The organism is Streptomyces sp. NPDC001406 (genome assembly GCF_042895285.1).
Classification (GTDB): domain Bacteria; phylum Actinomycetota; class Actinomycetes; order Streptomycetales; family Streptomycetaceae; genus Streptomyces.
On sequence record NZ_JBIAWG010000008.1, the window covers coordinates 124,785 to 150,454 of the forward strand.

General features: G+C 67.9%; 20 protein-coding genes and 4 pseudogenes. 16 read left to right on the plus strand and 8 right to left on the minus strand.

Annotated elements, in window-relative coordinates:
• Positions 1 to 23: 23 nt before the first annotated feature.
• Positions 24 to 419, minus strand: a complete 396-nt coding sequence (locus tag ACFY1J_RS20855) for a hypothetical protein (RefSeq protein ID WP_390707852.1) — start codon at positions 417 to 419, stop codon at positions 24 to 26.
• 328 nt (positions 420 to 747) lie between these two features.
• On the opposite strand from ACFY1J_RS20855, the gene ACFY1J_RS20860 reads away from it, so the two are divergent.
• Positions 748 to 1,638 carry a glycoside hydrolase family 19 protein gene (locus ACFY1J_RS20860; protein WP_390707853.1) on the plus strand — a complete coding sequence of 297 codons (891 nt, stop codon included), beginning with the start codon at positions 748 to 750 and terminating at the stop codon, positions 1,636 to 1,638.
• Positions 1,639 to 1,803: 165 nt separating this feature from the next.
• On the opposite strand, the gene ACFY1J_RS20865 is transcribed toward ACFY1J_RS20860, so the two are convergent.
• On the minus strand, positions 1,804 to 2,799 hold the full coding sequence (locus ACFY1J_RS20865) for a hypothetical protein (protein ID WP_390707854.1): 996 nt from the start codon (positions 2,797 to 2,799) through the stop codon (positions 1,804 to 1,806).
• Positions 2,800 to 2,982: 183 nt separating this feature from the next.
• Between ACFY1J_RS20865 and ACFY1J_RS20870 the strand changes: the two are divergent.
• Positions 2,983 to 4,024: pseudogene (locus ACFY1J_RS20870) on the plus strand (vWA domain-containing protein).
• A gap of 56 nt (positions 4,025 to 4,080) precedes the next feature.
• Positions 4,081 to 4,539, plus strand: coding sequence for a ricin-type beta-trefoil lectin domain protein (locus ACFY1J_RS20875; protein WP_390731647.1), 459 nt, complete (start codon positions 4,081 to 4,083; stop codon positions 4,537 to 4,539).
• A gap of 221 nt (positions 4,540 to 4,760) precedes the next feature.
• Here ACFY1J_RS20875 and ACFY1J_RS20880 read toward each other — a convergent pair whose 3' ends face one another.
• Complete coding sequence (locus ACFY1J_RS20880; protein WP_390731648.1) at positions 4,761 to 5,159, minus strand: hypothetical protein; 399 nt, start codon at positions 5,157 to 5,159, stop codon at positions 4,761 to 4,763.
• A 259-nt stretch (positions 5,160 to 5,418) separates the two neighbouring features.
• Between ACFY1J_RS20880 and ACFY1J_RS20885 the strand changes: the two are divergent.
• The 8 genes and pseudogenes from ACFY1J_RS20885 to ACFY1J_RS20920 form a co-directional block, all read left to right on the plus strand.
• Positions 5,419 to 6,012, plus strand: a pseudogene (locus ACFY1J_RS20885) (LuxR C-terminal-related transcriptional regulator); the annotation flags it as partial.
• Positions 6,013 to 6,166: 154 nt separating this feature from the next.
• On the plus strand, positions 6,167 to 7,246 hold the full coding sequence (locus ACFY1J_RS20890; RefSeq protein ID WP_390707857.1) for a GlxA family transcriptional regulator: 1,080 nt from the start codon (positions 6,167 to 6,169) through the stop codon (positions 7,244 to 7,246).
• On the plus strand, positions 7,243 to 9,012 hold the full coding sequence (locus ACFY1J_RS20895) for a thiamine pyrophosphate-binding protein (RefSeq protein WP_390707858.1): 1,770 nt from the start codon (positions 7,243 to 7,245) through the stop codon (positions 9,010 to 9,012). The genes ACFY1J_RS20890 and ACFY1J_RS20895 overlap by 4 nt, the downstream gene beginning before the upstream one ends.
• Positions 8,984 to 9,637, plus strand: coding sequence for an SRPBCC family protein (locus ACFY1J_RS20900; protein WP_390707859.1), 654 nt, complete (start codon positions 8,984 to 8,986; stop codon positions 9,635 to 9,637). Before ACFY1J_RS20895 ends, ACFY1J_RS20900 begins: the two co-directional genes overlap by 29 nt.
• Positions 9,634 to 10,653 carry a 3-oxoacyl-ACP synthase III family protein gene (locus ACFY1J_RS20905; RefSeq protein ID WP_390707860.1) on the plus strand — a complete coding sequence of 340 codons (1,020 nt, stop codon included), beginning with the start codon at positions 9,634 to 9,636 and terminating at the stop codon, positions 10,651 to 10,653. The genes ACFY1J_RS20900 and ACFY1J_RS20905 overlap by 4 nt, the downstream gene beginning before the upstream one ends.
• Positions 10,654 to 10,656: 3 nt before the next feature.
• Positions 10,657 to 11,679 carry a histidinol-phosphate transaminase gene (locus tag ACFY1J_RS20910; protein WP_390707861.1) on the plus strand — a complete coding sequence of 341 codons (1,023 nt, stop codon included), beginning with the start codon at positions 10,657 to 10,659 and terminating at the stop codon, positions 11,677 to 11,679.
• 137 nt (positions 11,680 to 11,816) lie between these two features.
• Complete coding sequence (locus tag ACFY1J_RS20915) at positions 11,817 to 13,022, plus strand: hypothetical protein (protein ID WP_390707862.1); 1,206 nt, start codon at positions 11,817 to 11,819, stop codon at positions 13,020 to 13,022.
• A 342-nt stretch (positions 13,023 to 13,364) separates the two neighbouring features.
• Entirely contained in the window at positions 13,365 to 13,724 is a 360-nt protein-coding gene (locus ACFY1J_RS20920) for a hypothetical protein (RefSeq protein ID WP_390731649.1), read from the plus strand.
• A gap of 24 nt (positions 13,725 to 13,748) precedes the next feature.
• Here ACFY1J_RS20920 and ACFY1J_RS20925 read toward each other — a convergent pair whose 3' ends face one another.
• Positions 13,749 to 15,305, minus strand: coding sequence for a M4 family metallopeptidase (locus tag ACFY1J_RS20925; RefSeq protein WP_390707864.1), 1,557 nt, complete (start codon positions 15,303 to 15,305; stop codon positions 13,749 to 13,751).
• 537 nt (positions 15,306 to 15,842) lie between these two features.
• Between ACFY1J_RS20925 and ACFY1J_RS20930 the strand changes: the two genes are divergently transcribed.
• Positions 15,843 to 17,027 carry a DUF2993 domain-containing protein gene (locus tag ACFY1J_RS20930; protein ID WP_390707865.1) on the plus strand — a complete coding sequence of 395 codons (1,185 nt, stop codon included), beginning with the start codon at positions 15,843 to 15,845 and terminating at the stop codon, positions 17,025 to 17,027.
• Between the two features lie 46 nt (positions 17,028 to 17,073).
• Here the strand turns inward: ACFY1J_RS20930 and ACFY1J_RS20935 are convergent.
• Positions 17,074 to 17,244, minus strand: a pseudogene (locus ACFY1J_RS20935) (helix-turn-helix transcriptional regulator); the annotation flags it as partial.
• 388 nt (positions 17,245 to 17,632) lie between these two features.
• Here ACFY1J_RS20935 and ACFY1J_RS20940 point away from each other — a divergent pair.
• Both ACFY1J_RS20940 and ACFY1J_RS20945 read left to right on the plus strand, forming a co-directional pair.
• Positions 17,633 to 18,424, plus strand: coding sequence for a rhomboid-like protein (locus ACFY1J_RS20940; protein WP_390707866.1), 792 nt, complete (start codon positions 17,633 to 17,635; stop codon positions 18,422 to 18,424).
• 119 nt (positions 18,425 to 18,543) lie between these two features.
• A complete protein-coding gene (locus tag ACFY1J_RS20945; RefSeq protein ID WP_390707867.1) occupies positions 18,544 to 20,865 on the plus strand; it encodes a GH92 family glycosyl hydrolase in 2,322 nt (773 codons plus the stop codon).
• A 25-nt stretch (positions 20,866 to 20,890) separates the two neighbouring features.
• Here ACFY1J_RS20945 and ACFY1J_RS20950 read toward each other — a convergent pair whose 3' ends face one another.
• Positions 20,891 to 21,343, minus strand: a complete 453-nt coding sequence (locus tag ACFY1J_RS20950) for an SRPBCC family protein (protein ID WP_390707868.1) — start codon at positions 21,341 to 21,343, stop codon at positions 20,891 to 20,893.
• 46 nt (positions 21,344 to 21,389) lie between these two features.
• Between ACFY1J_RS20950 and ACFY1J_RS20955 the strand changes: the two genes are divergently transcribed.
• Together ACFY1J_RS20955 and ACFY1J_RS20960 are read left to right on the plus strand one after the other, a co-directional pair.
• A complete protein-coding gene (locus tag ACFY1J_RS20955; protein ID WP_390707869.1) occupies positions 21,390 to 22,004 on the plus strand; it encodes a TetR/AcrR family transcriptional regulator in 615 nt (204 codons plus the stop codon).
• A gap of 113 nt (positions 22,005 to 22,117) precedes the next feature.
• Positions 22,118 to 22,688, plus strand: a pseudogene (locus ACFY1J_RS20960) (GNAT family N-acetyltransferase); the annotation flags it as partial.
• A 141-nt stretch (positions 22,689 to 22,829) separates the two neighbouring features.
• Here the strand turns inward: ACFY1J_RS20960 and ACFY1J_RS20965 are convergent.
• Complete coding sequence (locus tag ACFY1J_RS20965; RefSeq protein ID WP_390731650.1) at positions 22,830 to 24,431, minus strand: M4 family metallopeptidase; 1,602 nt, start codon at positions 24,429 to 24,431, stop codon at positions 22,830 to 22,832.
• Positions 24,432 to 24,576: 145 nt separating this feature from the next.
• Positions 24,577 to 25,557 (minus strand): LysR family transcriptional regulator, encoded by a 981-nt coding sequence (locus tag ACFY1J_RS20970; RefSeq protein WP_390707871.1) that lies wholly within the window; start codon positions 25,555 to 25,557, stop codon positions 24,577 to 24,579.
• Positions 25,558 to 25,670 lie beyond the last annotated feature (113 nt).

Genomic DNA, 25,670 nt, shown 5'->3' on the forward strand with positions numbered 1-25,670 from the left:
GATCCGGAGCCCGCCACCATCGGCTACCGTCCCGTCAGGCGCCGGTGCCACCAGCCGACCCCGAGCCCGACAGGCGCCATCGGATCCGGCAGCGTCCGCCGCTCGAATTCCTCGTCGAGTCGCGCCACGATCTGCCGAAGCTCACGGCGGGCACGTAACGGCAAGGCATTCAGGATCGCTTCCACGTTGTCCCGGCCGGCCAGCGGATCGTGGCACGGACAGTCCGCGAGCGGCACATAGAGCCGGCGCCCGGGGCACCGTAGGAACCGCTCGAACTGGTCGAGGGAATCGCGCAGGCAACCGGGCCAGAACCGGTCAGCCTCCAGGCGCCGGACAGCAGCCTGAGCACTGCGCCCAAGCCCCGAAATCCGACTGAACTGCCGGGAATCACCCCGGACCAACTGCATCTGGGCGCGCAACGCGCCGGGCGACCTACGCGGCATCGGCCTTTCGGATCAAAGTCACGTCGCCATCATGCCACGCGGGCAGCTGCTGCCCGACTCCATTACGTAGTCGCCCTCCCGGGGGCATGCACAGGAGGCAGCGGGGAACGAGCCTCCTCCCGTGGAGCGAGTTGACTGGTCTACACCCTTGACTGGTACAGACCAAAGCGGTTGAGTGTGCTTCCACACCCCCCACCACGGTCGCACCCACGCCATGGCCGGTTCGACCGGCACCTGCGCACAAGGCCCGGATTCGCGCTGCCCTTGTCCGGGTGCGGCCGTGCTCCGCAAAGGAGTTGATCCTGTGTCGAGACGCCGCATCTCCGCCGTGGTCACCGCACTCGTCCTCGGAAGTACCGTGCCGGTCCTGCTGCCGGCCGCCAACGCATCCGCCGCCGCGTGTTCGAGCTACCCGAGCTGGGTCGCCGGAAGGTCGTACGCCACCGGCGACATCGTGCGTTACACCGACGGCAAGGCCTACATCGCCGAACACGACAACCCGGGCTACGACCCGACCATCAGCACCTGGTACTGGGACCCTTATGCCTGCGACGACGGCTCCGGGACCCCCGTCGGCACCTTCGTGGTCAGCGAGGCACAGTTCAACCAGATGTTCCCGAACCGGAATTCCTTCTACACGTACAGCGGCCTCACCGCCGCTCTCAGCGCCTACCCCGCCTTCGCGAACACCGGCAGCGACACGGTCAGGAAGCAGGAGGCCGCGGCCTTCCTCGCCAACGTCAGCCATGAGACCGGCGGTCTGGTGTACGTGGTCGAGCAGAACACCGCCAACTACCCGCACTACTGCGACTGGAGCCAGCCGTACGGCTGTCCGGCCGGGCAGGCGGCCTACTACGGGCGCGGCCCCATCCAGCTCAGCTGGAACTTCAACTACAAGGCCGCGGGCGACGCGCTCGGCATCGACCTCCTCAACAACCCGTGGCTGGTGCAGAACGACGCCGCCGTGGCCTGGAAGACGGCCCTTTGGTACTGGAACACCCAGACCGGGCCCGGCAGCATGACGCCCCACAACGCCATGGTCAACAGCGCCGGCTTCGGCCAGACGATCCGCAGCATCAACGGCTCCCTCGAGTGCGACGGCAAGAACCCGGCACAGGTGCAGAGCCGCGTGGACGCCTACCAGCGGTTCACGCAGATCCTCGGAACGTCACCCGGCGGCAATCTCTACTGCTGACCGCCGTAGACGAGTTCGTGAAGTGAGTATGGCGGCTCACCAGGCGTGTGCCGCGGGCACCTGGAACTCGGCGACCCGCCCCTCCACCGCATCGGCTCCGACGCGATGCGGTGGACGGGCAGCGCCGCTTCCATGCCGGCAGCGCAGTGGTGCCGCCGCTCCGGCTCAGCCCCGGACGGTGACTCCGAAGCGGGTGCGCAGGCGCCGCAGCTCCCACGCCGAGACCGCGGTCACCGACAGCGGCCCGCCGAGCAGTGAGCAGAACTGGGCCACCGGCGGGCCCGCCGGCATGCCGTTGCCGATCAGGTTGAAGAAGGCGAGCACCCATACCAGGACACCGGTGACCACGGGCGGCAGCATCGGGTGGACATGGGCGGTGTTGAAGGCGCTGCGTGCGGAGTACAAAGACGCCAGGAAGAGGAAGGGCAGCCCCCAGAAGATGGCAACCATCACGATCAGGGCGAACGGCAGCACCTGCCAGCCGTGCAGGTGGTCCTTGAGAATGGTGCCGCCCGCGAGGTAGATGGTCGTGGCGAGGACGACCAGGGTCAGCACGTACCAGCCGACCGCCTTGAGCGGGGCGCTCAGCCGGGAACGCAGGTGCGGTCGCAGATGCGGGGGCGCGTAGAGGATGAATCCCAGGATGACCAGCGGCCCGGTGACGATCAGCACGAGCGGCGTGGCCAACGCGTTGGCGAGGCCGTCTTCCGCCGCGTTCCCCCAGCGGTCCTTCTCCACGCCGTAGACCAGGATCAGCGCGAGGGTGGCCAGCACACCGAGCACCGTGCGGACCACCTGGACACGGTCCACGGTCCGGTCCACGATCCGGTCCCCGCTCTCGTGCACGAAGAGCTTGGTGGCCACGCGGTGTGCGGAGCGGAGGATGGCGACCACGAGGAAGACGGGCGAGACGTACCACAGGCAACTGCGGCGGCGTGCGACCGGAACGGGCGCGCCGGGCTGCGGGCCGTAGGGGTACGGGTACGGGTTCGCGTTCGGATACGGGTTCTGGTTCGGGTACGGGCCCGGGGCGGGCGGACCGTAGGGGTTGTTGGGGCCGTTGGGCGTCGGCCCGTACGGAGCGCCCCAGCCCCGACCACCCGGTCCGTTGCCGCCCGGTTGCCCCGTGCCGGGTCCCGGACCCCATCCCCCCGATGCCATGGCCTCTCCCACCGTTCTTTTCCGGCCAGTTGCTGTGTCGCCTCGCGGCTTCGCGGCAGTGTAGCCACTCCCGCTCCCCTCGTCGGCCTGACTCCTCATCCAGGCTGTGAGCCAAGATCGATTGTCAGTGGTGCGTGAGACGGTAGGAGCATCGAGTCGGGAAGACAAAGAGGGGGAGCTGCCATGTCCGGAAGCCAGAACTACATCAATCACGTTGCTCTCGTGCTGGATGCCAGTTCGTCCATGTCGCATCTGAGCCGCAAGGTCGTTGAGGTCGCCGACCAGCAGATTGCCTATCTTGCCCGCCGGTCGAGGGAACTGGACCAGGAAACCACGCGTCACCGTGTACGTCTTCGCGGACAAGGTGGAGTGCGTCATTTACGACAAGGACGTGCTGCGCATGCCGTCGCTGAAGCAGCTGTACCGGGTCGGTGGCATGACGGCTCTGCTGGCGGCCGCGCTGAAGTCACAGCGGGAGCTCGCGCAGACGGCTCAACTGTACGGCGACCACAGCTTCCTGACGTTCGTACTCACCGACGGGCAGGAGAACGCAAGCCATCGCTGCCCGGATGCACCTGCCAGGGATCCGCGTGAACTGGTCGAGGCTGTGGCCGAGATGAGCAAGACTCAGGAGGACAACTGGACGCTGGCCGTTCTTGTGCCGGACCAGATGGGCAAGCGCGAGGCCATGCAGTGCGGTTTCCCGAAGGACAACATCGCCATCTGGGACGCCACGAGCACACAGGGTCTGGAGGAGGCCGGGCAGGTCATCCGTCAGGCGACCGAAAAGTTCATGGTGGGCCGCACCAAGGGCATCCGGGGATCGCGGGCGGTGTTCTCCACGGGTGCTGAGGCGGTCAACAAGGACACCATCAAGGCGGCCGGCCTCACCCCGGTGGATCCGTCGCAGTACGAGCTGATCCCGGTGTCTCGTGACGCGTCGATCCGGGACTGGGTCATCGAATGCGGGCACACCTACCGTACCGGTGGTGCGTACTACGAGCTGAGCAAGTCGGAGAAGGTCCAAGCACGGAAGCAGATCGCGGTGCTCGAGAAGAAGACCGACCGGGTGTACACGGGGCCCGAGGCCCGAGCTCTGCTCGGCCTGCCGGACGTGGAGGTTCGCGTCAAGCCGGACCACAACGACGACTTCACGATCTTTGTGCAGAGCACCAGTGTGAACCGGAAGCTCGTCTCGAACACGCGGCTCCTGCTCATACTCTGACGCCTGGAAACTGTCGGTACCATCCCGGCGGAATGCGTCGAGCAGAGGAGGAACTCGTGGTTCTGAAAAGGCTGGCCGCCGTGGGGGCGGTCGTCGGGCTCGCGGTGGGCCTGAGCAGTACACCGGCGAGCGCGGCACCGGTGACCACCGCCTTCCAGAACTCAGCCGGAAGCAAGGCGTGCCTGGACTTCCGGGCCGACTACGGCCCGTACGTCTTCTCATGCAATCTGGGCGCCTACCAGAAGTGGCACTGGGACGACGACTACGAGTACACGGCACTCCGGCAGGTGGCAACGAAGCTGTGCCTCACGCTGCGCAACGATCAGCTGACCATGAAACCCTGTGCCGCTGCCGACAAGGCAGCACTGTGGCAGATCAGCAGCTCGACACCGGCCGGTAGGACGATTCAGAACAGCGTCAGCCACAAGTGCCTCGCTCGGACGGCGAACGACCGGGTCTCCACCGCGGCATGCACCGGGGGCACCTCGCAACGCTGGATCGTCCGCTTCGTCTGAGGGCGCCGCATTGCGAACGCGCCGGGGCGCTTGGTTGCCTCTGTTCCGGAACGCCCTGTCCCGCAGCCGGCCGCGACGTGGATGCGTTCCTCCTCGCACAGGTATCTCGACACGCGAGAAGCCGGTTCCCCCTCAACCGCCCCATCGGGCTGCTGCCCGAGGACCGGATGGATCGGGGGAACCGGCTGGTGGGGCGCTCTTATCGTGCCGGAGCGCTCTTCTCACATGGGAGGCAGCCGACCGTCAGCAAGTACCGCGCCCCAGCCGAGCCAGCGTGTGCCGTCGAAGGGGTTGGCCCACACGGTGCTACCCGCCCAGACCGCGACGCAGCGGACATTGTCGTACCGGGACCAGCCCCAGAAGGTGTCCCCGCAACCGTCGCCCGGCAGCTCTTTCCAGCCGCCGAACCGGGCCCAGATGTGCCAGATCTCCCGGTTGGGCGCGATGACGAATGACTCGTCGAGTGAACCGTTCCGGTCCCAGTCGACGTCCAGGACTCGACCACTGCCGCAGGCTCGGTATCCGGTGTAGTTGAACCTAGTGATGGCCGTGCGGCAGGGCGCGGCAGCGTCACTGTCGGTTGGCGACGAGCCCCGCCTTTTGTATGCCTGACATCTCATTCCCCCTGGAGAGAGTTGTGCGGTGCGGTCAGCACAAGAAGGTGGGCGCGGCCTTGTCGATGCACATCCCGAGGAGGGTCGACACCTCGGTAAACCCCAGGGCCGATACAGGAAATCGAACGTGGTAGCCGCCCGCTTCCTCCAACTTCCGTGGTACCGCGGAAGGTTGACGCCCAGCCGTCGGGCCGGAGTTACGCTGCCACGGTGCGGATCCGCCCCCTCGCCCTCGACACGCTGATCGCGGCGGCGTTGACCAGGTGCCGCACCCGGCATCGAGGTGGTCGGCGAGGCGAGCGACGGCGCGGAGGCCGTGGCGCTCGCCGCCGCGACAGCCCCCAAGGTGATTCTGATGGACATCCGGATGCCCGGCATGAACGGCATCGACGCCACCAGGACCATTCTCGCCACGGCCGCCGACCCCGCACCCCGGATCCTTGTGCCGACCACCTTCGACCTCGACGAGTACGTGTACGTGTACGGGGCACTGCGCGCCGGAGTCTCCGGGTTTGCGCTCAAGGACTCCGGGCCAAAACGGCTGCTCGCCGCGGTGGCCGCGGTCAGCGGTGGCGATGCGCTCTTCGCTCCCAGCGTCACCCGTCGCCTGGTCGAGGCGTACGCCCGTCAGTCCGCCTGCGAACAGCCTGCGGATCTTGATGCGTTGACCTCCCGCGAGCTCGAGGTCCTGAGACTGATCGCACGCGGCCTGTCCAACCTGGAGATCGCTGAACGCCTCTGCATCAGCGAGGCGACCGTCGAGACCCACCTCAACCGCACGATGACCAAGCTGGACCTGGACAGCAGGGCACAGGCGGTGGTGGTGGCGTACGAATCGGGGCTCGTGACTCCGGGCGGACAGCGCCCGCCCGGCCTGTCTTCACCCCATGCTCCTCGCCGGCGTCCCGAGGCCGCCCAACAACCAACGTCCTGTGAGCTGTCTCACCCAGTGCTGCCTGCTCAACGCACGAACTGCCTTGCCAGCGCAGTTCCTGACCGTTCCGCACCGCTTGTTGGCCGGATACGTCAGTAATCTGGCATTGCAGCCAGTACGGCATTCGATACAGGCTGTGACCGTGTTGGAGCGACGTGTTGTTGTGGTGGTGTACGCGGGCTCGATGGCCCTGGACATCACCGGACCGATTGAAGTGTTCGATACCGCGAACCGGCTCCTGGGCCCCTCGGGAACGCCCTACCGGACCGACTTCGTATCCGCCGACGCACCACTGGTGCGCACGAGTTCAGGGGTGGTGATCGAGGCCTCGCCGCTGGAAGCGGGGCAGGGCCCGATCGACACGCTCCTCGTGCCGGGCGGATGGAGTCTCCACAACGCGCTCCGGGACCGGGCGCTCGTGTCCTGGATCGGCCGGGCAGCGGCCCGGTCGCGCAGAGTCGCCTCGGTATGCGGCGGATCCTTCCTGCTGGCCGAGGCGGGCCTCCTCGACGGCAGACGCGCCACCACCCACTGGGCGTACAGCGAGATGATGGCGTGCCGCTATCCGGATGTGACGGTGGACGCCGAGCCGATCTTCGTCTGGGACGGGCCCTTCGTGACCTCCGCGGGCGTGTCGACGGGCATCGACATGGCACTGGCCCTGGTGGAGGCGGATCATGGTGCGGCGCTCGCGCTGGAGACGGCACGGTTTCTGGTGCTGTTCCTCAAGCGGCACGGAGGGCAGTCCCAGTACAGCGCCGTCCTCGACGCCCAGTTGGCCGACCATCCGCCGATCCGGGCAGCACAGGAGTGGATTCTCGACAACCTGGACAACCCGCTGCCCGTGGCCGAGATCGCGCGGCAGGCCAACATGAGTCAGCGCAACTTCGCCCGGGTTTTCCGGCGCGTGGTGGGCACGACACCCGGCCAGTACGTCGAACGGACGCGTATCGCCCGCGCACGCGAACTGCTGGAAACGACGGACCTGACGATCAGCCAGATAGCCGGCCGCTGCGGATTCGCCGCCACCGAGACGTTCTTCCGCTCCTTCGGACGAACCCTGGGACTCACCCCCAAGGAATACCGGCACCGCTTTCAGGTCATCTCGCCATCCGGCCTCATCGACCGGCACCACGAGAGGGAGAGCAGCCCCGTATGACCACCTCGACCTCGGAATTACGCGAGGCAGAAACCGTACGTCTGGTCGACCATCTGGCAGGGGAACTCGCCAGGGCCGGCATCACCCACATGTTCGGCGTCGGCGGCGCGAACATCGAGGACCTGTATGACGCCGTGCACCGCGGCGGCGCCATTCGCGGCATCGTCGCCAAGCACGAGTTCTCCGCCGTCACCATGGCCGACGGATACGCACGCACGACCGGGCGCCTCGGCGTCGTTGCCGCCACCTCGGGCGGTGGGGCGATGAATCTCGTACCGGGCCTGGCGGAGGCGTACGCCTCCCGGGTGCCCGTGCTGGCCCTGGTGGGTCAGCCGCCGACCGGCCAGGAAGGCCACGGGGCGTTCCAGGACTCCAGCGGCAGGGCGGGCTCCTTCGATGCACGGGAGGTCTTCGCGCCCGTCTCCCGGTTCTGCGCCCGGGTCGATGACGCGGACTCGCTCACGGAGTTGCTGCCCCTGGCGGTTGCGGCGGCACAGGCCGATCCACGCGGGCCGGCCGTGCTGTTGCTGCCCAAGGACGTGCAGCAGGCGCGGATCCAGGTGCCCGCCCGCGGCGCGACACCGACACCGGGCGGCCCTGCGACAGCATCCGCTGCGCGGCTCGACACCGCTGCCGTCAGCGCCGTGTCGGACGCCCTTCGCGGGGCCGCCCGCGTCCTCGTGATCGCCGGTGAGGAGGTTGCCGCCGCGGACGCGCGTGCGGATCTGGCCGAACTGGCCCAGCGCCTCGGGGCATGGGTGGCGGTCACCCCGGACGCCAAGGACGTCTTCGACAACCGTGATCCCCGATTCGCCGGCGTGGCCGGGGTGATGGGCCACGCCAACGTCGAAGACTGTCTGCGGCGGGCCGACCTGTGCCTGCTGGCCGGTACCCGACTGCCGCTCATGGCACGCGGTGGCCTCGACCGCGCCCTGGCGGCCACCGACGTCGTCTGTCTCGGCCCCGAACCGCCGTTCGTGGCAGGCATCGCACTGGGTGGGAATCTCCGCGACGCGCTGCGCGCGGTGACCGCCCGCCTGCCGCCCCGCCCCCGTCCCTGTCCGCCGCACGCCGGCCCCCGTCCCACTCCCATGCCGGGCCCGCCCTCTGAGACCCGTGGACGAGCCGTCCCCCACAGCCAGGCGGTCGCCGCGGTGGAGGCGGCACTCCCCCAGGACGCACACGTCTTCGTGGACGCCGGCAACGCGGGGGCCAGCGCGATCCACCTCCTCCCCGCACCGCGCCACGGCCGCTTCGTGGTGGCGGTCGGCATGGGCGGCATGGGCTACACCTTCGGTGCCGGGATCGGCGCCGCGCTCGCCACCGGCCGACGCACCTACGTCCTCGCCGGCGACGGGGCCTTCTTCATGCACGGGATGGAAGTGCACACCGCCGTGGAGTACGACGCACCCGTGACGTTCGTGATCTTCAACAACAACGCCCACGCCATGTGCGCGCTGCGCGAGGAGTTCCTCCAGGGCGGCGTCCGCAGCGACGACCTGTTCGCCCGGACCGACCTCGCCGCCGGAGTGGCCGCCGCCTTCCCGTCGCTGGAGGCCACGGGAGCCGACGACGCGGCGCAGCTGCGCACCGCGCTGCTGCGCAGCAATGCAAGCGGCGGCCCGGCGTTCGTCGCGGTGGACTGCGACCCGCGGGAGATCCCGCCGTTCCTTCCGTTCCAGTCCTTCACCGAAATCACCGAAATCACCAACCGCACCGAGAGCAAGGAGAGTTCGGATGAGCGAGGCTTCGTCGACGTTGGCTGACATCCCCGGCCTGATCCGGATCGAGAACGCCGGCAAGGAGGAACTGACCGCCCACTGCATGGAGCTCACCCACGCGGTCTACCCCCACCATCAGGTCTACGGGCAGTACTGCACCATCCACGAGTACGTCGACTGCCCACCGGAGGCGGCCTACGACTACCTGCGCCAGGGACACCACTTGGAGGAGTGGACCTGCAGCCTGCGGGGCTTCGCGCCCACCGGCACACCGGGGCTGTGGGTCGGTCACGACCGGCTGGAGGACGACACCAGGATCTACTGCAAGGTGGTCGCCAACCCCGAGGCCATGACCGTGGACTACCACTGTTCGTGGGACCAGGGCGAGCAGCTGTGGATGATCTACCTGATGCGTGTCGTCCCAGCCCGACTCGTACTCGACAAGCCGGGTTCGGTGATCACCTGGACCAACTGCCGGCACCCCCACTACGACACCAACCCCCACCCCGAGAAGGCGCCGCGCCCGGACCGGCCCTGGGTGGGCGACTACTGGGACCTCTTCTACGCAGGCCACACCGTGGAGATGAACAACCTCAAGGCCATCCTGGAACACCGCCACCGCAACGGCCTGCCGGTCAACGTGGCTCCGGCGAAGGCGGTGGCGCGGTGACGACGGTCAGCCTCACCGACGTGGCCGGCTACCTCCCCGGCGAGCCGGTCCCCGCGGAGTTCTACACCGAGTACCCCGGAGCCGAGGACAAGCTCCGCAACCACCCCATGTTCAAGGTCCCGCCGTTACGGCACCACGTGGCCGCGGACGAGACCAACGCGGACATGATCGAACGGGCCGTACATTCTCTGATCGAACGGCACGGCAGGGAAGAGATCCAAGGCGTCGATGTGCTGCTGGTGCACAGCCAGCTGCCGGACCTGCCGTTCGTGGGCGCCGGCACCGAGGTGGCCCGGCGGCTCGGGCTGAACCCGGAGTGGCTCGTCGACGTGGCCAACGCGGGCTGCGCCTCTTTCGTGTACATGCTGAAGATGGCCCGGCAGATCCTCACCTCCACCGATGCGAAGACCGCACTGATCTGCAACGCGCAAAGCGCCGCAGGGCAATGCTTCACCCAGTCCGAGGTGCGCAAACTCGCCCAGGCTGCGATCCCGGGCGACGGGTGCGGTGTGGCGTATGTGACGACATCGGCAGACTCGCCCGTCCTCGACGTGGAGACCCGGCACATCGGCGAGTACGCCGGTGACATGACCGTGGCGCTCGAAGACGGCCGCAAGTACTGGGAGCCGGGAGAGTCCCAGCTGCGGATCGGGTTCACCGACGCAAGCGTCGCCAAGGTCCTGGCACGCGGGAACCGCCTCGTCCCCGAGGTGGTCATGGACCTGTGCCGGCGGCTCGGCGTGGCGAGCACCGACATCGACGTCCTCATCACCAACCAGCCCAACCGTACTTTCCTGCGGAACTGGCGAGAGGCGCTGCAACTGCCGGCCGAACGGCACCTGAACACCTTCGACCAGTACGGGAATCTGTTCGGGGCGGCGATCCCGATCACCCTGGACCGCGCGATCCGCTCCCGGCAGGTCGAGGACGGCGACCTGGTGGTGCTCGGGGGATTTGCCCACGCGGGCGACTTCGCCGGTGCCGTCGCTGTCCGCTGGCACGGGGGACGGGACTGAGCGATGGACATCCCCGTACTGCACCGGCTTGCCCTGAACGAGAGCCCGTATCCCCCACTGCCCTCGGTGCGCGAGGCGATGCAACGGGCCGTGGCACAGGCCCACCGCTACCCGCAGTTCCACCCCGAGGACCTCACCGAGCAGATCGCCGCATGGTGCCAAGTGACCTCCGACCGCGTCGCGGTCGGCAGCGGATCGGTCGGCGTGGCCCTGCAGTTGCTCCAGGCGCTCGTCCAGCCCGGCGACGCAGTGGTCTACGGCTGGCGCACATTCGACGCCTACCCCCTCCTGGCCACGATGGCCGGCGCGCACCCGGTCGCCGTACCCCTGTCGCCGGACGGACACCAGGATCTGGACGCCATGCTCGCGGCGCTCGACCACCGCACCCGCGTCGTGGTGCTGTGCAATCCGCACAACCCCACCGGAAGTCTCGTCACCGCAGGTGCGCTGTCGGCGTTCCTACGGCAGGTGCCCCGGCACGTCACCGTGCTCCTCGACGAGGCGTACGTGGAGTTCGCCCGCCACGCCAACCTGCCGGACACGCCCGCGCTCCTGACCGCACACCCCAACCTGCTCGTCCTGCGCACCTTCTCCAAGGCCTACGGCCTGGCCGCCCTGCGGGTCGGCTACGGACTCGGCTCCCCCGACCTGGTGGAGCGGATCCGCCGACAACAACTGCCCTTCGGAATCAACGCGGTGGCAACAGCGGCGGTCAAGGCCTCACTACGTGCCGAAAACGACCTGCGCCTGCGCGTGGACACGATCGTCGCCGAACGCGAACGGCTCCGGCACGAACTCCTCGGCCTCGGCTGGCGGGTGCACCCGAGCCATGCCAACTCCCTCTGGCTCGCCCCGCCCGATCCGATCGATGAGGGCGCCGCAGCACTCATCGACGCCGGTGTCCAGGCGCGCCACTACCCCGGCGAGGGACTCCGGCTCACCATCGGCAACCGGAATGCCAACGACACTGTGCTGACGACGCTGGCGGGAAAGTTCGCTTGCTCGTCATCTCCAGGCCGCCATTGATGCCATGTCGCGCTTCCTGAGGGTCCAGTTCACTGGAGCGCCCCCCTCAACCGGACCTGAAAGAGGGACGCATGTCGAGACGCATGCCAAAGCGCGGGCTTGTCACGCTCGTCGCCGTCGGCCTTGCTTCTTCCGTAATGTCGACCGCCACGGCCTCGACGGCCGACAGCCCACTGACGCTGGCCGTGTACGGCGACTCGCCGTACGGCATGTCGGCGTACGCGCCCGCGGGCCAGAGTGCCGACACGTCGCAGTTCCAGAAGACCCCGGCGTTCATCGGCACCGTCAACAGTGACCCGACGATCAGCGACGTCATCCACGTGGGCGACATCCACTCGGGCAAGGAGTTCTGCACCGAGGGCTACGATGCCTCGATCGCGTCCGCCTGGCGCTCCTTCACCAAGCCGCTCGTCTACATGCCGGGCGACAACGAGTGGGCCGACTGCCACAAGGCGTCGAGCCTCACCTCGCCCGGTCAAGGCGGGGGCTTCTACGACTCGGCCTCCGGCGCGATCAACTACGTCGGCACGAGCGGCCTGTCGACCAGTACGGCGGACTGCGTCAGCTACCACTGTGGCAATCCGCTCGACAACCTCGCCACCATCCGGCGGGACTTCTTCGCCCAGCCGGGCCACACCCTCGGCAGCGGGACGCTGAACGTGGTCTCCCAGGCCACCGCCTACGACCGGAGCCACCCGGACGACTCTCAGTACGTCGAGAACGTGAGGTGGGCGCAGAACGACATCGTCTTCGTGACCATCAACGTGCCGGGTGGCTCGAACAACGACACCGACCCCTGGTACAAGGTGCCGACCGCGACTCAGGCACAGACCGAAGAGCGGAACAGCCGGACCGCGGCCGACGTCCGCTGGCTCGATGCCGCCTTCACCGACGCGCGCGCCAAGCACGCCAAGGCGGTGGTGATCACGGCACAGGCCGACATGTGGGACCTCGACGGCAAGACCACCAAGCACCTGACGAACTACGAGCCGATCATCAGCGAGGTCGCGGCGAAGACGACCGAGTTCGGCCGCCCGGTGCTGATGCTCAACGGTGACTCGCACCTGTACCGCTCGGACAACCCGCTCTCGCCGACGGCGACTTGCACCGGCGAGACGGACCCGGCCACCGGCGCCGGCGTCTGCGCCCATGACCCGGGTGACAACGCGTGGAACGAGCACCCGTACTACAACGTCTCGAACTTCCACCGGATCGTCGTGCACGGCAGCACCACCCCGTTGGAATGGCTGAAGCTGACAGCAGACCCCAACGCCAACTACGCGGCCACCGACACAACCTTCGGCCCGTTCAGCTGGAAACGGATGCCGCAGCCACAGCTGTAGACCGCCGAGCGCACACGACCGGCCAGGGTGTCCCATGGGGACTCCTGGCCGGTCGCGTCCCCCGGGAGCGTTGTTGCTGCGCGCTATTGCCTGGGCGATGACCTTCCCCGAATATTCACGGCAGCCCTTGGGCGGTGCACACTTTGGGTCGAGCTGTGGCCCATGGCCGCACAACTCCGGGGGCGGGCGCGATGAACGATCAGGTAGTGACGGCGTTGATCTCTGGCCTGGTTGCACTGCTGGTGGCCGGCGTCAGCGGGCTGCTGACACTGGTGCAGATTCGCGTCCTACCCTGATGCCTTCGCCGTTCTCCGGCGTCTGTCGCATGGCGGTGCCGAAGCGGTGACGCCGCAGGTTGCCGCCAGGGTCGCGGCCGAGCTGAACGACTGGTTGTACTCCACGGGCGGCATGTGCGCCGATGCCGCCACCCGGGGTGCGCTTCTGGCACTGCGTCAGCGCTGCCGCAGATGGGCCAAAAGCGGCGGCCAACGCCCTGACGACCTCTACACCTGGCGCAATCCGGCGCTCGCACTCCTCCGGCGCGATCTCGACATCCTGGGGCTCGAAACCTACGAGTCCGACCCAGACGCCACCATGCTGAAACAGCTGCAGCAGGAGCTGGAAGCCTCATTGAGGTCCGATACACGCTCCATGCGTCGGCGATGGGGTTCCGAATCACCTGGAGTGATTCGGAACCCCTGAGTGAAGGCAGAGCCCTCGGTTTGGCTAGGCCACGTTGACCGCGCTCCAGGCGGCGGCCACGGCCTTCGCCTCGGCGCCGTCCGCGCCGTACAGGTCGCCGGCCGCCTTCAGGGTCGCCTCACGGGCGGCCTTGTAGTCGGTCGTCGAGGTCATGTAGGTGGTGAGTGCCTTGTACCAGATCTTGTAGGCCTTGTCCCGGCCGATCCCGGCGACCGTCGAACCGTTCGACGTCGGAGAGTCGTACTCGACACCGTTGATCGTCTTCTTGCCGCTGCCCTCGGACAGCAGGTAGAAGAAGTGGTTCGCGATGCCGGAGGAGTAGTGGACGTCGAGGTCCCCGGCGCCCTGCTTCCAGGCGTCCAGCGAGTTGCCGTCCTTGCTGGGCTTGTCCATGTAGCGCAGAGGCGTGCCGTTGCCGTTGACGTCGAGCTTCTCGCCGATGAGGTAGTCGCCGGCGTCCTCCTTGTTGTTGGCGAAGAACTCGACCGAGGTACCGAAGATGTCGCTGGTCGCCTCGTTGAGCCCGCCCGACTCACCGCTGTACTCCAGCTTGGCGGTGCGCGAGGTCAGACCGTGGCTCATCTCGTGACCGGCCACATCGAGAGAGGTCAGGGGCTTCTTGTTCCCCTCACCGTCGCCGTACGTCATGCAGAAGCAGCCGTCGTCCCAGAACGCGTTGACGTACGAGTTGCTGTAGTGGACCCGGGAGTACGCGGCCTTGCCGTCGCCGCCGATGCCGTCGCGGCCGAGCTCCTTCTTGTAGAAGTCCCAGGTCATCGCGGCGCCGTAGGCGGCGTCCACGGCAGCGGTCTGCGGGTCGTCGCTCTTGCCGTTGCCCCACTTGTCGTCGTCGTCCTTGACGATGTCGCCGGTACCGCTCTCGCCCTGGTGCAGGTCGTAGGTCTTGTGGCCGCCGCGGTCGGCGTCGGTGAGCTCGAAGCCCGAACCCGTCTTGGTGCTGGAGAGCGGGACCTCGCCGCTGTACTGGCTGGTGCCGGTGCCGGTCTCGATGGCCTGGTAGCGGTACAGCTTCTTGCCTGTGGTGGCGTCGGTGACGATGTGCAGCCGGCTGGGGGTGCCGTCCTTCTGGACACCCGTCTTGACCGTCTCGAAGGCGAGCACGGGATTGCCCTTGCCTCCGGCCCAGATCACCTTTCGGGCGCCGGCCGCCGCCTTGAGCGTGGCGGTGGTCGTCGCCACCGATATGCGGGCGTTGCTGGCTTTGGTGACGCCCTTGAGCTTGCCGTCCTTGGCGGTGTGGGTGACGAGGTCACCGCCGAGTACGGGCAGTCCGGCGTACGTGCGGTCGTACCGGGTGTGCACCGTGCCGTCGGCGTCCTTGATGACGTCACGCACGATCAGCTTTTCCTCGGCGCCCAGTCCGAGAGTTCGGGCGGCCGACGCCGCTTCGGACTGCGCGGCCTTGACGGCCGCGACACGGTCGAACGTCCCGTGGCCCTGGGTGGTGGCCTCGGCTCGTTCGGGGGTGGCCTGCGCCGCACCGGTCTGTGCCGCGATCACGGCTGCGGCAGCCAGGGCCACAAGGGCGGCGGTAGGCCGGGTGTTTGCATGGAGGGTCATGCGGTCTCCATCGATCGTTCCTGTGGGGGGATGCGAAGAGCGTGACACCCGATGGGAGAAGTTGACAGGACACGGACACACACCTCACAACTCCTCGACGTTTTCCGTCCGCTTATGGCGATGGAGTGTTCGATAGTCGGCCCAGTCTGACGCGGCATCAGCCGAGCCCAGGGGAGTTCAGATGTACGGAGCGTGAACTCAGCCGGGCCTTTCCAGCTCCACATACACCCTTGGATCTACGGGTCCGGCCGATCACGGGACGTGGGGAGCTATGGACGTGCGATACGGCTGGGGTCAGCTGGTCGTGGCCTTCGCGCTGTGCTGGCAGATGGCCTTCGGGTTGTTGATCAGCGATGCGGACGCTCGCCCGTCGGCAACGCTGATCGGCAGCGCGATTCTCCTGGCCGGCCTCACTCTTTTGACTCGTTTTCAGATGCGACTTGCGAACCAGGTGCCACTATGTGATCAAATGAACCGATGCGTACCCCCCACATAAAGACGCATCATCCCGACCGGTGCGACGGACCTCCTCCCGAGATGGTTCCGCGCGGCCGCAATCCGTACGACGAACTGGCTTCGCTGGCGGACCATCCATGGGACGACTCGCTCACCGAAGGCAGCACGGCGACCCAACAGGACGAGGACGCCGACGAACCCTGGGCACCGCCCAACCACAGGCGCGGCAGCCGGCGCCGTAACCGCGCCACCGGCCTGCCCACCGTGGCGCGAGTCCTGGCCTGGGTGCTCACCCTGGCCTGCCTCGTCACGCTGGCCGACCGCTGGGCGGTGCTCTACGCCGAGCACAAGGCCTCCGAACGACTCAAGGACGAACTGGGTCTCGCCGCCGCCCCCGAGGTACGGATCGGCGGCTTTCCCTTCCTCACACAACTGGCCGCACGGCACCTGGACTCGGTCCAGGTCACCCTTCCCGACATCCCAGCCGACCGGGTCACCCTCACGCAAGTCACCGCAGCGGCGGACGACATACGCATCGACGGCGACGGTCCCACCACGATCCGCGGCGCACTCATTCGGCAGATGCACGGCCAGGTACTGCTGTCCTTCGCTGACATGAACCGTGAACTCGGCGCCTCGCAGGTGGCTTTCACGGCCCGCGGCCCCGGCCGCGTCCGAGCCGACGGCGCCCTGCGCGTCGCGGGCCGCGAGCTGCACGTTCGGGCCGAAGCGCACGTCCGGCGTGACGGGGACCGCGGCATCGCGACTTCTGTCGACGGCATCCGGCTGGACATCGACGGTCTTGCCACATACCAGCCCGGAACCGGGCCCGCCGATGGCCTCCACCTGACCCGCGCCTCAGCGCGCCGTCTCACCCGGGAGGCCGGGAAGATCCGAGCCCTGTTGGCGGTTCCGGAGATCGTGCACCGCCTGGGCGTACCCGACAGTGCGGTACGTGCCGCGCTCCACGACGAGGACGAGCTCCATCAACTCACCGGCGCGCCGCGCTTCCTGCGGAAACTGACCGGCGTCAACCTCGTGGACGCGGCACTCGCCCACCCAAGGCCGCTCGAACGGCTCGGTCTCGACCTGTCCCTGTTCAGCGCACTGACGAAGCTCACCCGCCCTCAGATCGCCGACCGCTTCTCCTTCGCCTTCCAGCTGCCGAAGCCGCCTGCGGGCTCCCTGCACCTGCAGCGTGTGACAGTGGCCAAGGACGGCATCCGCGCCGATGTGTCGGGAACGGGCCTGGTCCTGAGCCGCTGACCGCGCCTTTGCCGAGGCGGCTGGCGGCTGGCGGCTGACGGATGTCGGGCAGGTCTCGCAGTTGCCTGCGTGAGGTGAGGCCGAGCTTGCGGAAGATGTTGCGCAGGTGCGCGTCGACCGTCCGCGGGCTGAGGAACAGCTTCGCCGCCACCTCCTTGGAGGTGGCGCCGTCGGCGACCAGGCGTGCGATGTGCACCTCCTGCATCGTCAGCCGGTCCGATTCCTTCGACGTGCGGCTCCACCATCTCCGCCGTCGACGCACCGCACCGCATCCTGTGGGGCGGTCCCGCGCACGGCATCACCGGGGTGCACGAGTGGACTTTCACCAAGGACGTTGACGGCGTCGTGGTCCGCACCCGGGAATCCTGGGCGGGCGCGCCGGTCGACGCCGACCGGGACGGCTCGCCACCGCGCTGGACGACTCGCTCGGCACCTGGCCCGACGCCCTGAAGAAGGCGGCGGAGCAGCGGCCGAGCGGCGCTTGCTCGTCCATCTGACACTGGCCTTCGTGCCGGCGATCAACGGCAGCCTGCCGGGCCGCCGGGCCACAATCCCTGCCGGCCCCTACGCTCCTCAGCCTCGATCAACCGGGACAATCTCCCAGCATGAACTCTCAGTCCCCGTCGGGCCACTTGGGCGGCATGCTCCGTACCGCGCGGACGTACCCGCGCCGTGCACCGCTGACAGTCACCTACGTCTGCCTACTCCTCGTCAGCCACGCCTGGGTCGGCTACGGGCTGTCCGCCGAGCGGGCGGCCACCCTGCTGGGCCACCTCGGCACCAACCTGGACAATCTGCACGATCATCCGGTGACCGCCCTGCTTGGCAGCGTGCTGTTCTTCGACGGTTCGCTCACGGATGTCACCTCAATTGAATTCGTGGGGACCTTCATCACCCTGGGCCTCGGCGTCTGCTGCTTCCTGGCCTGGGTGGAGCGCCGGTGGGGGAAACCGCGCGCCGTGGCCGTGTTTCTCGGCGGGCATGTCGCAGCCACCCTGCTCACCGCCGGCGTCGTCACCGTCGCACTTCGGCACGGCTGGTATCCGGCTGCCGTCCGGCAGGCTTCGGACTACGGGGTCAGTTACGGTGCCCAGACCGTGATGGCGGTCGGCACACTCGCCCTGCCCCGGCGTGGCCGCCTCCCCTGGGCGGTCTTCGTGCTCGCCTGGCCCCTCGGCGGTGCCGAGTGGCCTGGGCCGCTGCCGGACTTCACCACCGTCGGCCACCTGCTCGCGGCGGTCCTTGGTTTCGGGCTGGTGACCGTCCCGGCATTCAGGCGGCGACGGGGCCAGGCTGCCGGGGTGCCCTCCACTGCGCGTGGCTGCGGGCCGGTTCCAGACCTCGCCTCGACATCGACTTCACCGGCAGTGGAAGCGGAGACGTCCTCGGCGGACTGAGCCCCGGTGACCCGGAATTCCAACTTCCCTTTAAAATCTCCCTCTTGACGATCCCTCATGCGGCCTGAAAGATGAGCGACCGCTATGACAACGTTGTCCAAGTGAGGAGGCTGACGCCCATGAGATGGACTCAGCGCATACGCAGTGCGGTCGCGGCATTCGCAGTCCTCGGAGCTGCCTTCATCGCGCCCGCGGCATCCCCGGCGGCCGCGGCCGAGGACGGCGAACTCACCGATCTCGTCAACCCGTTCATCGGAACCGAGAACGAGGGAAACACCTACCCCGGCGCAGCGGTGCCTTTCGGGATGGTGCAGTTCTCGCCGGACACCGGACACAACACCGGTTACGACTACTCCCAGAACCACATCCGGGGCTTCTCCCTCGTACATCTCTCCGGTGTCGGCTGCGGCCTGGGCGGCGACCTGCCGGTGCTGCCGACGACCGGCGACGTCACAGAGACGGATTACGCCAAGTACGAGGCCGAGTTCAGTCATGACACGGAAAAGGCAAGCCCCGGCTACTACAAGGTCGGGTTGAAGATCGGCATCACCGCAGAACTGACCGCCACCGCGCGCACCGGCGTCCAGCGCTACACCTTCCCCGCCACCGAGAAGGCCAACGTCCTGCTGAACGCCGGGCAGTCACTGCATCGAAGCGTCTCCAGCAAGGTCGAGGTGCTCGACAACCGGACCGTGCGCACCACGATCACCGGAAGCGGCTTCTGCCAGGACACCAAGCCGTACACCGTCTACACCGTCACCCGCTTCGACCGTCCGTTCATCGCCCACGGCACGTGGAACGGCTCCACGGTCACCGACGGTTCGAGGACCGGCCGGGACGGCGCCTACGTCCGCTTCGACACGACCAAGGACCGCACCGTCGAGGCGACGACGGCTCTCTCGTACGTCGACGCGCACGGCGCTGCCGTCAACCTCCGCACCGAGGGCGGCCGTTCCTTCGACCAGGTCCGCGACACCGCGCGGCGCACCTGGGAGGGCCGGCTCGACACCGTACGCGCACGGGGTGGCAGCGACACCCTGCGTCGTACCTTCTACTCGTCCCTGTACCGGTCCTTCCTGGCGCCCAACATCGGCAGCGACGCCGACGGCCGTTACACCGGTTGGGATCAAAGCATCCACCGCGCCCGGGACTTCACGTACTACCAGAACTGGTCCCTGTGGGACACGTACCGCACCCAGACCCAGCTCCTGTCCCTGCTCGCGCCGGACGAGGCCCGGGACATGGCAATCTCCGTCATCAGGATCGACGAGGAGAGCGGCTGGCTGCCGAAGTGGGGCTACGGCACGGTCGAGACGAACATCATGACGGGTGATCCGGTCACCCCGTTCCTCACCAACGCCTACCAGCAGGGCCTCCTCAAGGGCTACGAGGAACGGGCCTACCGCGCGCTGAAGAAGAACGCGGACGGAGCGCCGCCCGCCGATTCGCCGGCAGTGGGCCGCGAGGCCAACAAGGAGTACATCGCGGACGGCTTCGCGCCCTACATCAAGGGCCGCCCGCACGTGAAGCCCGGTGACTCCGACTACGACCACGGGGCGTCGGCGACGCTGGAGTATGCGCTGTCGGACGCCATGCTCGCCCAGATGGCGCGCGAACTCGGCCACGCCGACGACGCGGCACGCTACGCCGCCCGGTCCCAGAGCTACCGGAAGATCTTTGACCCCTCGACCGGCTTCTTCCGCGCGCGCGACGCCTCCGGCGCGTTCACCGGCCCGGCGGACCCGGCGCGGAGCGAGGGATTCCATGAGGGCACGGCCTGGCAGTACCAGTGGCTCGTACCGCAGGACCTGCCCGGGATGGTCGGTCTGATCGGCGGCAAGCAGGCGGCCAACGACCGGCTGGACTCGTTCTTCGCCTACGACCGGCTGGTGCGGGACCCCGCGAAGACAGCTCGCGAGGTGTGGGTGAACGGCCCGTACGACTACTACAACGCGGACAAGTACAACCCGCAGAACGAGCCCGACCTCATCGCCCCGTACACCTACCTCTCGACCGGCCAGCCGTGGAAGACCACCGACGTCGTACACGCCGCGCTGACCCTCTTCACGGACGCCCCGACCGGCATGACGGGCAACGACGACCTCGGCACCATGTCCGCCTGGAACGTGCTGTCCTCGATCGGCATCTTCCCGGTGCAGCCCGGCCATGACACCTGGGGCCTGTCCACGCCCGCCTTCGAACGCGTCGACCTGCGTCTGGACCGCCACTACTACCCCCGCGGGGCGCTCACGGTGACGGCACCCGGCACCTCGGACGCCCACCGCTACATCCAGTCGGCGCGGGTCGACAACGCGTCGTACGGCCGAACGTATCTGACGACGGATACGCTGCGGCACATACGATCCCTGGCATTCACGGTGGGCACCAACCCGTCCGGCTGGGGAACGGGGACCGAGGACGGCCCGCCCCCGCTGCACTGAAACCAGGCGTGATCCGGTTCGTGTGTCATTGTTCTCGGCGAGCCAACTCGGTGGCCATGCGTTGCATGACCGTGCGGTTGGCGCGCCGCATCGTGGTCCGTACGACCGGGGCGAGCAGCCGGTCGGCGAGAGGAGCGCGCACCCAGGCGTACGTGAACGCGACGTGGCTCCCTCCGGTTTGCAGCGGTTCGATGGTGTAAGTGCCGTGGGCCAGGCGTCGGCCGGCCGCGCTGACGTTGCGTTCGACGATGCGCCGCGGCGCGTCGGCCTCGACGACCTCGACGGTGACGTCGGTCTTCGTACCGCCCAGCGCGGCGGTGACCGTGGCGCACGATCCGATGCCGCGGCCGGGGCCGCTGAAGCTCCAGTCGGTCAGATAGTGGTCGGTGAATCGCTCGTGGTGAGCCATGACATCGAGGAAGTCGTAGACCTGCTCGGGCGTCTGCGGAACGTCGATCGACACGGTGACAGGCTTCATGTACCACACGGTACATGCGGCATGTACCAATTGGTACACTCACGTTGTGGTGAATACGGACGACTCGCATTCCGAGGTCGAGACCGAGACCGGGCAGGAATCGGACGGGGGCCGGCGCGCGCAACTGGTAGACGCGGCTGTCGACCACGTCGTGGCGCACGGCATCGGGGACCTCAGCCTGCGCCGTCTGGGTGCCGCGATCGGCGTCAGTCACCGCATGCTGATCCACTACTTCGGTTCCAAGGAGCAGCTGCTCGTCGAGATCGTCCGGACGTCGGAGCGACGCCAGCGCGAGCTGCTGTCCCGGCTCCGCCTGGAACCCGGTCTCTCACCCGCCGATGTCGCGCGGCAGCTGTGGCAGCAGCTGACGGACCCTCGGCTGGCCGGTCAGGAACGGCTGTTCTTCGAAATCTGCGGGCAGGCGCTGCGGGGCCGCCCAGAGGCCGTCCCGGTCCTGGAAGGGCTCGTGACGGACTGGCTGGAACCACTCGTGGCCGCCGAGGTCGACGCGGGCGCGGAACCTGCCGCGGCCCGCAACCGCGCCCGGCTGGGACTCGCCACCGTCCGCGGTCTGCTGCTCGACCTGCTCGCCACCGGTGACCGCGCCGGCGTCGACGCGGCGATGGAGGAGTTCCTCCGGCTGTACTACGGCTCGGAGTGACGAAGTCGCCTCTTCGTCGAAGCCGAAACAACGAGTTCTACCGTCTGATCAGCACGGCCTACGCTTCCGTGATCGATGACGCCGTATATCCAACGTAACGGGGGGCTTGACGTGTGATCGGCGCGAATGCCATGGCCTCCGAGCAGGAGGCAACGGCGCTACTGCTCGAAACCGGATACCGGCGTGTCTTCAGCCTGGTGGAGCTGGAGCTGTCCGATCTCCAACAGCTCCCCGACGAAAAGCCGTTGCCGGCCGGCATCCGAATCGGTGCGGTCGAACCGGCCAACCACCACGCGGCCTGGAAGACGGTCGTCGATTCGTATGCAGATGCCGCCTTCACCCAGAGGTGGACGTTCGAGCTTCCTCGCCACTGCCGACCCGACCTGCTGGCGGGCTGCTTGGGAGGGGGAAAATGTGGCCGGGGTCGCCCTGTGCTCCCTCCGTCGCCACGACCCAACCGTGGGCGAAGTCGAAGAACTGAGCGTCCGGGCACAGTCAAGGCGTCTGGGCCTCGGACGGGCTCTGCTGCTGGACGGCTTGCGATGTCTTCGCGAGCACGGCGCGAAGACCGCCAGGTTGTACACCGGGACCGCGAATCCGCACCGATCTTACGACCTCTACGAAAGCGTAGGCTTCCGGCGCCAGAACGAGTACGTCCGTTACCGCAAGCCGGTCGCCGACTGATCCGACAGAGGTGGCTCCGCACCACCTTGACGTGTCGAGGTGGACGGCGTCGCCGGAAACGCCGGGGCCCGGGCGACGGCTGTGGGGTCGTCGTCCGGGCCGGCTCCGATGGATCAGGCGGTGCGTCAGTGCGTCAGTGCGTCAGGAGACCTTGACCGCGCTCCAGGCCGCGGCCACGGCGGCGTACTCGGGGCTGGTGGCGCCGTAGAGGTCCTTCGCCGCGTTCAGAGTCGCGGTGCGGGCGCCCTTGTAGTCCGTGGTGGAGGTCATGTAGACGGTCAGCGCCCGGTACCAGATGGCGGAGGCCTTCTGGTTGCCGATGCCTGTGACGGTGGAGCTGTTGCAGGTGGGGCTGTTGTAGGAGACGCCGTTGATGGTCTTGGCGCCGCTGCCCTCGCTCGCGAGGTAGAACCAGTGGTTGCCGACGCCCGAGGAGTAGTGCACGTCGAGGCGGCCGACCGACTTCGACCAGCAGTCGGCGGAGCGGCCGTCCAGGGAGGGCTTGTCGAAGCGGCGCAGCCACGGCGGGGTGGACTGGTCGCTGAAAAGGTAGTCGGGGGTGTCGACCGGGTTGTTGGCGTACCACTCGACCATGGTGCCGAGGATGTCGCTGGTGGCCTCGTTCAGGCCGCCGGACTCACCGCTGTAGCGCAGGTTGGCGGTGGCCGAGGTGACACCGTGTGTCATCTCGTGGCCCATGGTGTCGAGGTCGACCTGCTCGGGGTCGGTGCTGCCGTTGCCGTCGCCGGTCATCATGCAGAAGCAGGAGTCCGACCACTGGGCGTTGTCCCAGTTGGTGCCGACGTGGACGAAGACGGTGGCGCCGCGGCCGTCGTTCTTGATGCCGTTGCGGCCGAAGGTCGTCTTGTAGTAGTCGAACGTCTCCGCGGTGTTGGCGTGTGCGTCGACGGCGGCGGTGGCGCGGTCGGTGGAGAACTTCCTGCCGTCGCCCCAGATGTTGTCGGCGTCGGTGAACAGGGTGCCGGAGGTGCTTTTCAGGGACGAGGACGACAGATTGTGCGCGTCCTTGGTGATGTGGCCGCGCACCGGGTCGACCAGGGCGAAGGTGCCGTCGGCCTGCTGGGTGGTGTCGATGCTGACGTCACCGGTGTACTCGGAGTGGCCGGTGCCGGTCGCCTCGTGCTCGACGTCGTAGTTCTCGATCGCCGCGCCGGTGGTGGCGTCGGTGACGAAGACCTCGCCGTGCGGCTGGCCCTTGTCGCCCACGCCCTGAACGGTGGTGCGCCAGGCCAGGCGCGGGGAACCGTAAGCAGCCCATACGATCAGCTCGGGGGTGGACTTGGCGTTGCGCACCAACCCGTGCGAGCGCTTCAGGGCGCCGGCCGCGGTGCCCTTGGCGTCGACGGCGGGAGCCACGGACTTGAGCGCCACTTTGTGGGCCTTGGCGCGGGCAGATCCCTTGAACGAGCCGTCGGCGTTCTGGTGGACGACGAAGTCGCCGCCGACGACGGGAAGGCCGCGGTAGGTCCGCTCGAAGCGGACGTGCTGGGTGCCGTCGGCGTCGATCACGACGTCCTTGACCTGGAGCGACTGACCCGCGCCGAACCCGAAGGTGTCGGCGTGCCGGGTCACGTTCGCCTTGGCCTGGGATATCGCCGTGTCGCGGACGGAGGATCCGCGCTGCACTGCGTTGGTCTGCGAGTGCGCAGGTATGGCCATTGCACCCGTGGTGATGACGCCGGCGGCGACCATCGCGGAAAGGGCAAGAAAAGGACGGGACATGACGGGGTGATTCCTTCGCTCGTCGTGGGGTGACGACGTCCTTGGACGTTGACGCGAAGTGTTCAGCAGGTGACATGTCCCTGACGTGACTTCATCTGGGATATAGCTGCGGAGCTATAGGGCTTGGGGACCGTGACCGAGCCGGTCACCCGCCCTCGCCGAGGGCGAACCCCCCGCCCCCGTCCTCCCACCAGGCCAGATACTGCGGCCGCTGCTGCACCAGCGACAGATAGGCGGTCAGCAGACGCTCACAGGCCGCGTCGGCGAGCTCGGGCGGAACCGATTCCGTATTCCAGGCCAGCAGCAGCCGCCGGTGGAACGGGACGTCCACGAGCGGCCGCTGCACGGTACCCCGCGCGGACACATCGGCGGTCGGCCACACCCCGCAGACGGCACGCCGGCCGGCGACCAGGATCTGCGCCACGGACAGGTCCGACGTCACATGGGCGATGCGCGGAGTGAATCCCGCCGACTGGCAAGTGAGATGAAGGTATGCGTGCACACCGCTCTCGTCGGCCTCCGGCATGACCCAGTCCTCACCCGCCAGCTCATGGAGACCGACCATCTCCCGGCGCGCCAGCGGGTGGTCCTCGGCGAGCAGGACGAAGACCGGCTCACGGAGCAGTGTGCGTGTCGCCACCGACTCACCGACCGAAAGGGGGAAGCCCGGGAATTCGCCGAACACCGCGATGTCGCATTTCGACAGGCTCAGCGATTTCACCAGGGTATGCACGGAGCGGCGGGCATCTATGGTGAGCCTTCGTTCCGGGACGAGTTCGAAGAGGGCGGAGACCAGCAGGGACACCAGAGCGCCGGCGGTTCCGCCCGCCCTCAGCGGGGCGGTGGCCTGTCTGTCCGCCTCGGCCGCCGAGCGCGCGTGCTCGCGAAGCCGGTCGAAGCCGACGACGAGGTCACGGGCGCAGCGCAGGACGTACTGTCCGTTCTCGTTCGGCTTCACCCCATCGGCACTGCGGATGAAGAGCGGGCCGCCCAACTCGTGTTCGATCCGCTTCAGCTGAGCACTCATGGCGGGCTGAGAAAGCTGCAGCCGTGCGGCGGCCTTGCGGATGCTGCCGGCCTCGGCGACAGTCAGCAGGACACGGAGGTGCCGGAACTCGAGGTGCATGAACATTCCCCGCTCAACGCGGAGGGATCCATCCACCCCCCGTGACCAGCAGAACCAGTTGCCCGACGGCATGGTGACCAAGAATCCGACGGACCCGTGGGGGCGGCAACCAC

Coding starts and splice junctions, on each gene's coding strand:
- ACFY1J_RS20970 (WP_390707871.1), bottom strand. CDS start 25,557: ATGCACCTCGAGTTCCGGCACCTCCGTGTCCTGCTGACTGTCGCCGAG.
- ACFY1J_RS20880 (WP_390731648.1), bottom strand. CDS start 5,159: ATGAGATGTCAGGCATACAAAAGGCGGGGCTCGTCGCCAACCGACAGT.
- ACFY1J_RS20930 (WP_390707865.1), top strand. CDS start 15,843: ATGGTTCCGCGCGGCCGCAATCCGTACGACGAACTGGCTTCGCTGGCG.
- ACFY1J_RS20910 (WP_390707861.1), top strand. CDS start 10,657: ATGGACATCCCCGTACTGCACCGGCTTGCCCTGAACGAGAGCCCGTAT.
- ACFY1J_RS20945 (WP_390707867.1), top strand. CDS start 18,544: ATGAGATGGACTCAGCGCATACGCAGTGCGGTCGCGGCATTCGCAGTC.
- ACFY1J_RS20965 (WP_390731650.1), bottom strand. CDS start 24,431: ATGTCCCGTCCTTTTCTTGCCCTTTCCGCGATGGTCGCCGCCGGCGTC.
- ACFY1J_RS20950 (WP_390707868.1), bottom strand. CDS start 21,343: ATGAAGCCTGTCACCGTGTCGATCGACGTTCCGCAGACGCCCGAGCAG.
- ACFY1J_RS20915 (WP_390707862.1), top strand. CDS start 11,817: ATGTCGACCGCCACGGCCTCGACGGCCGACAGCCCACTGACGCTGGCC.
- ACFY1J_RS20925 (WP_390707864.1), bottom strand. CDS start 15,305: ATGACCCTCCATGCAAACACCCGGCCTACCGCCGCCCTTGTGGCCCTG.
- ACFY1J_RS20900 (WP_390707859.1), top strand. CDS start 8,984: ATGAGCGAGGCTTCGTCGACGTTGGCTGACATCCCCGGCCTGATCCGG.
- ACFY1J_RS20940 (WP_390707866.1), top strand. CDS start 17,633: ATGAACTCTCAGTCCCCGTCGGGCCACTTGGGCGGCATGCTCCGTACC.
- ACFY1J_RS20895 (WP_390707858.1), top strand. CDS start 7,243: ATGACCACCTCGACCTCGGAATTACGCGAGGCAGAAACCGTACGTCTG.
- ACFY1J_RS20865 (WP_390707854.1), bottom strand. CDS start 2,799: ATGGCATCGGGGGGATGGGGTCCGGGACCCGGCACGGGGCAACCGGGC.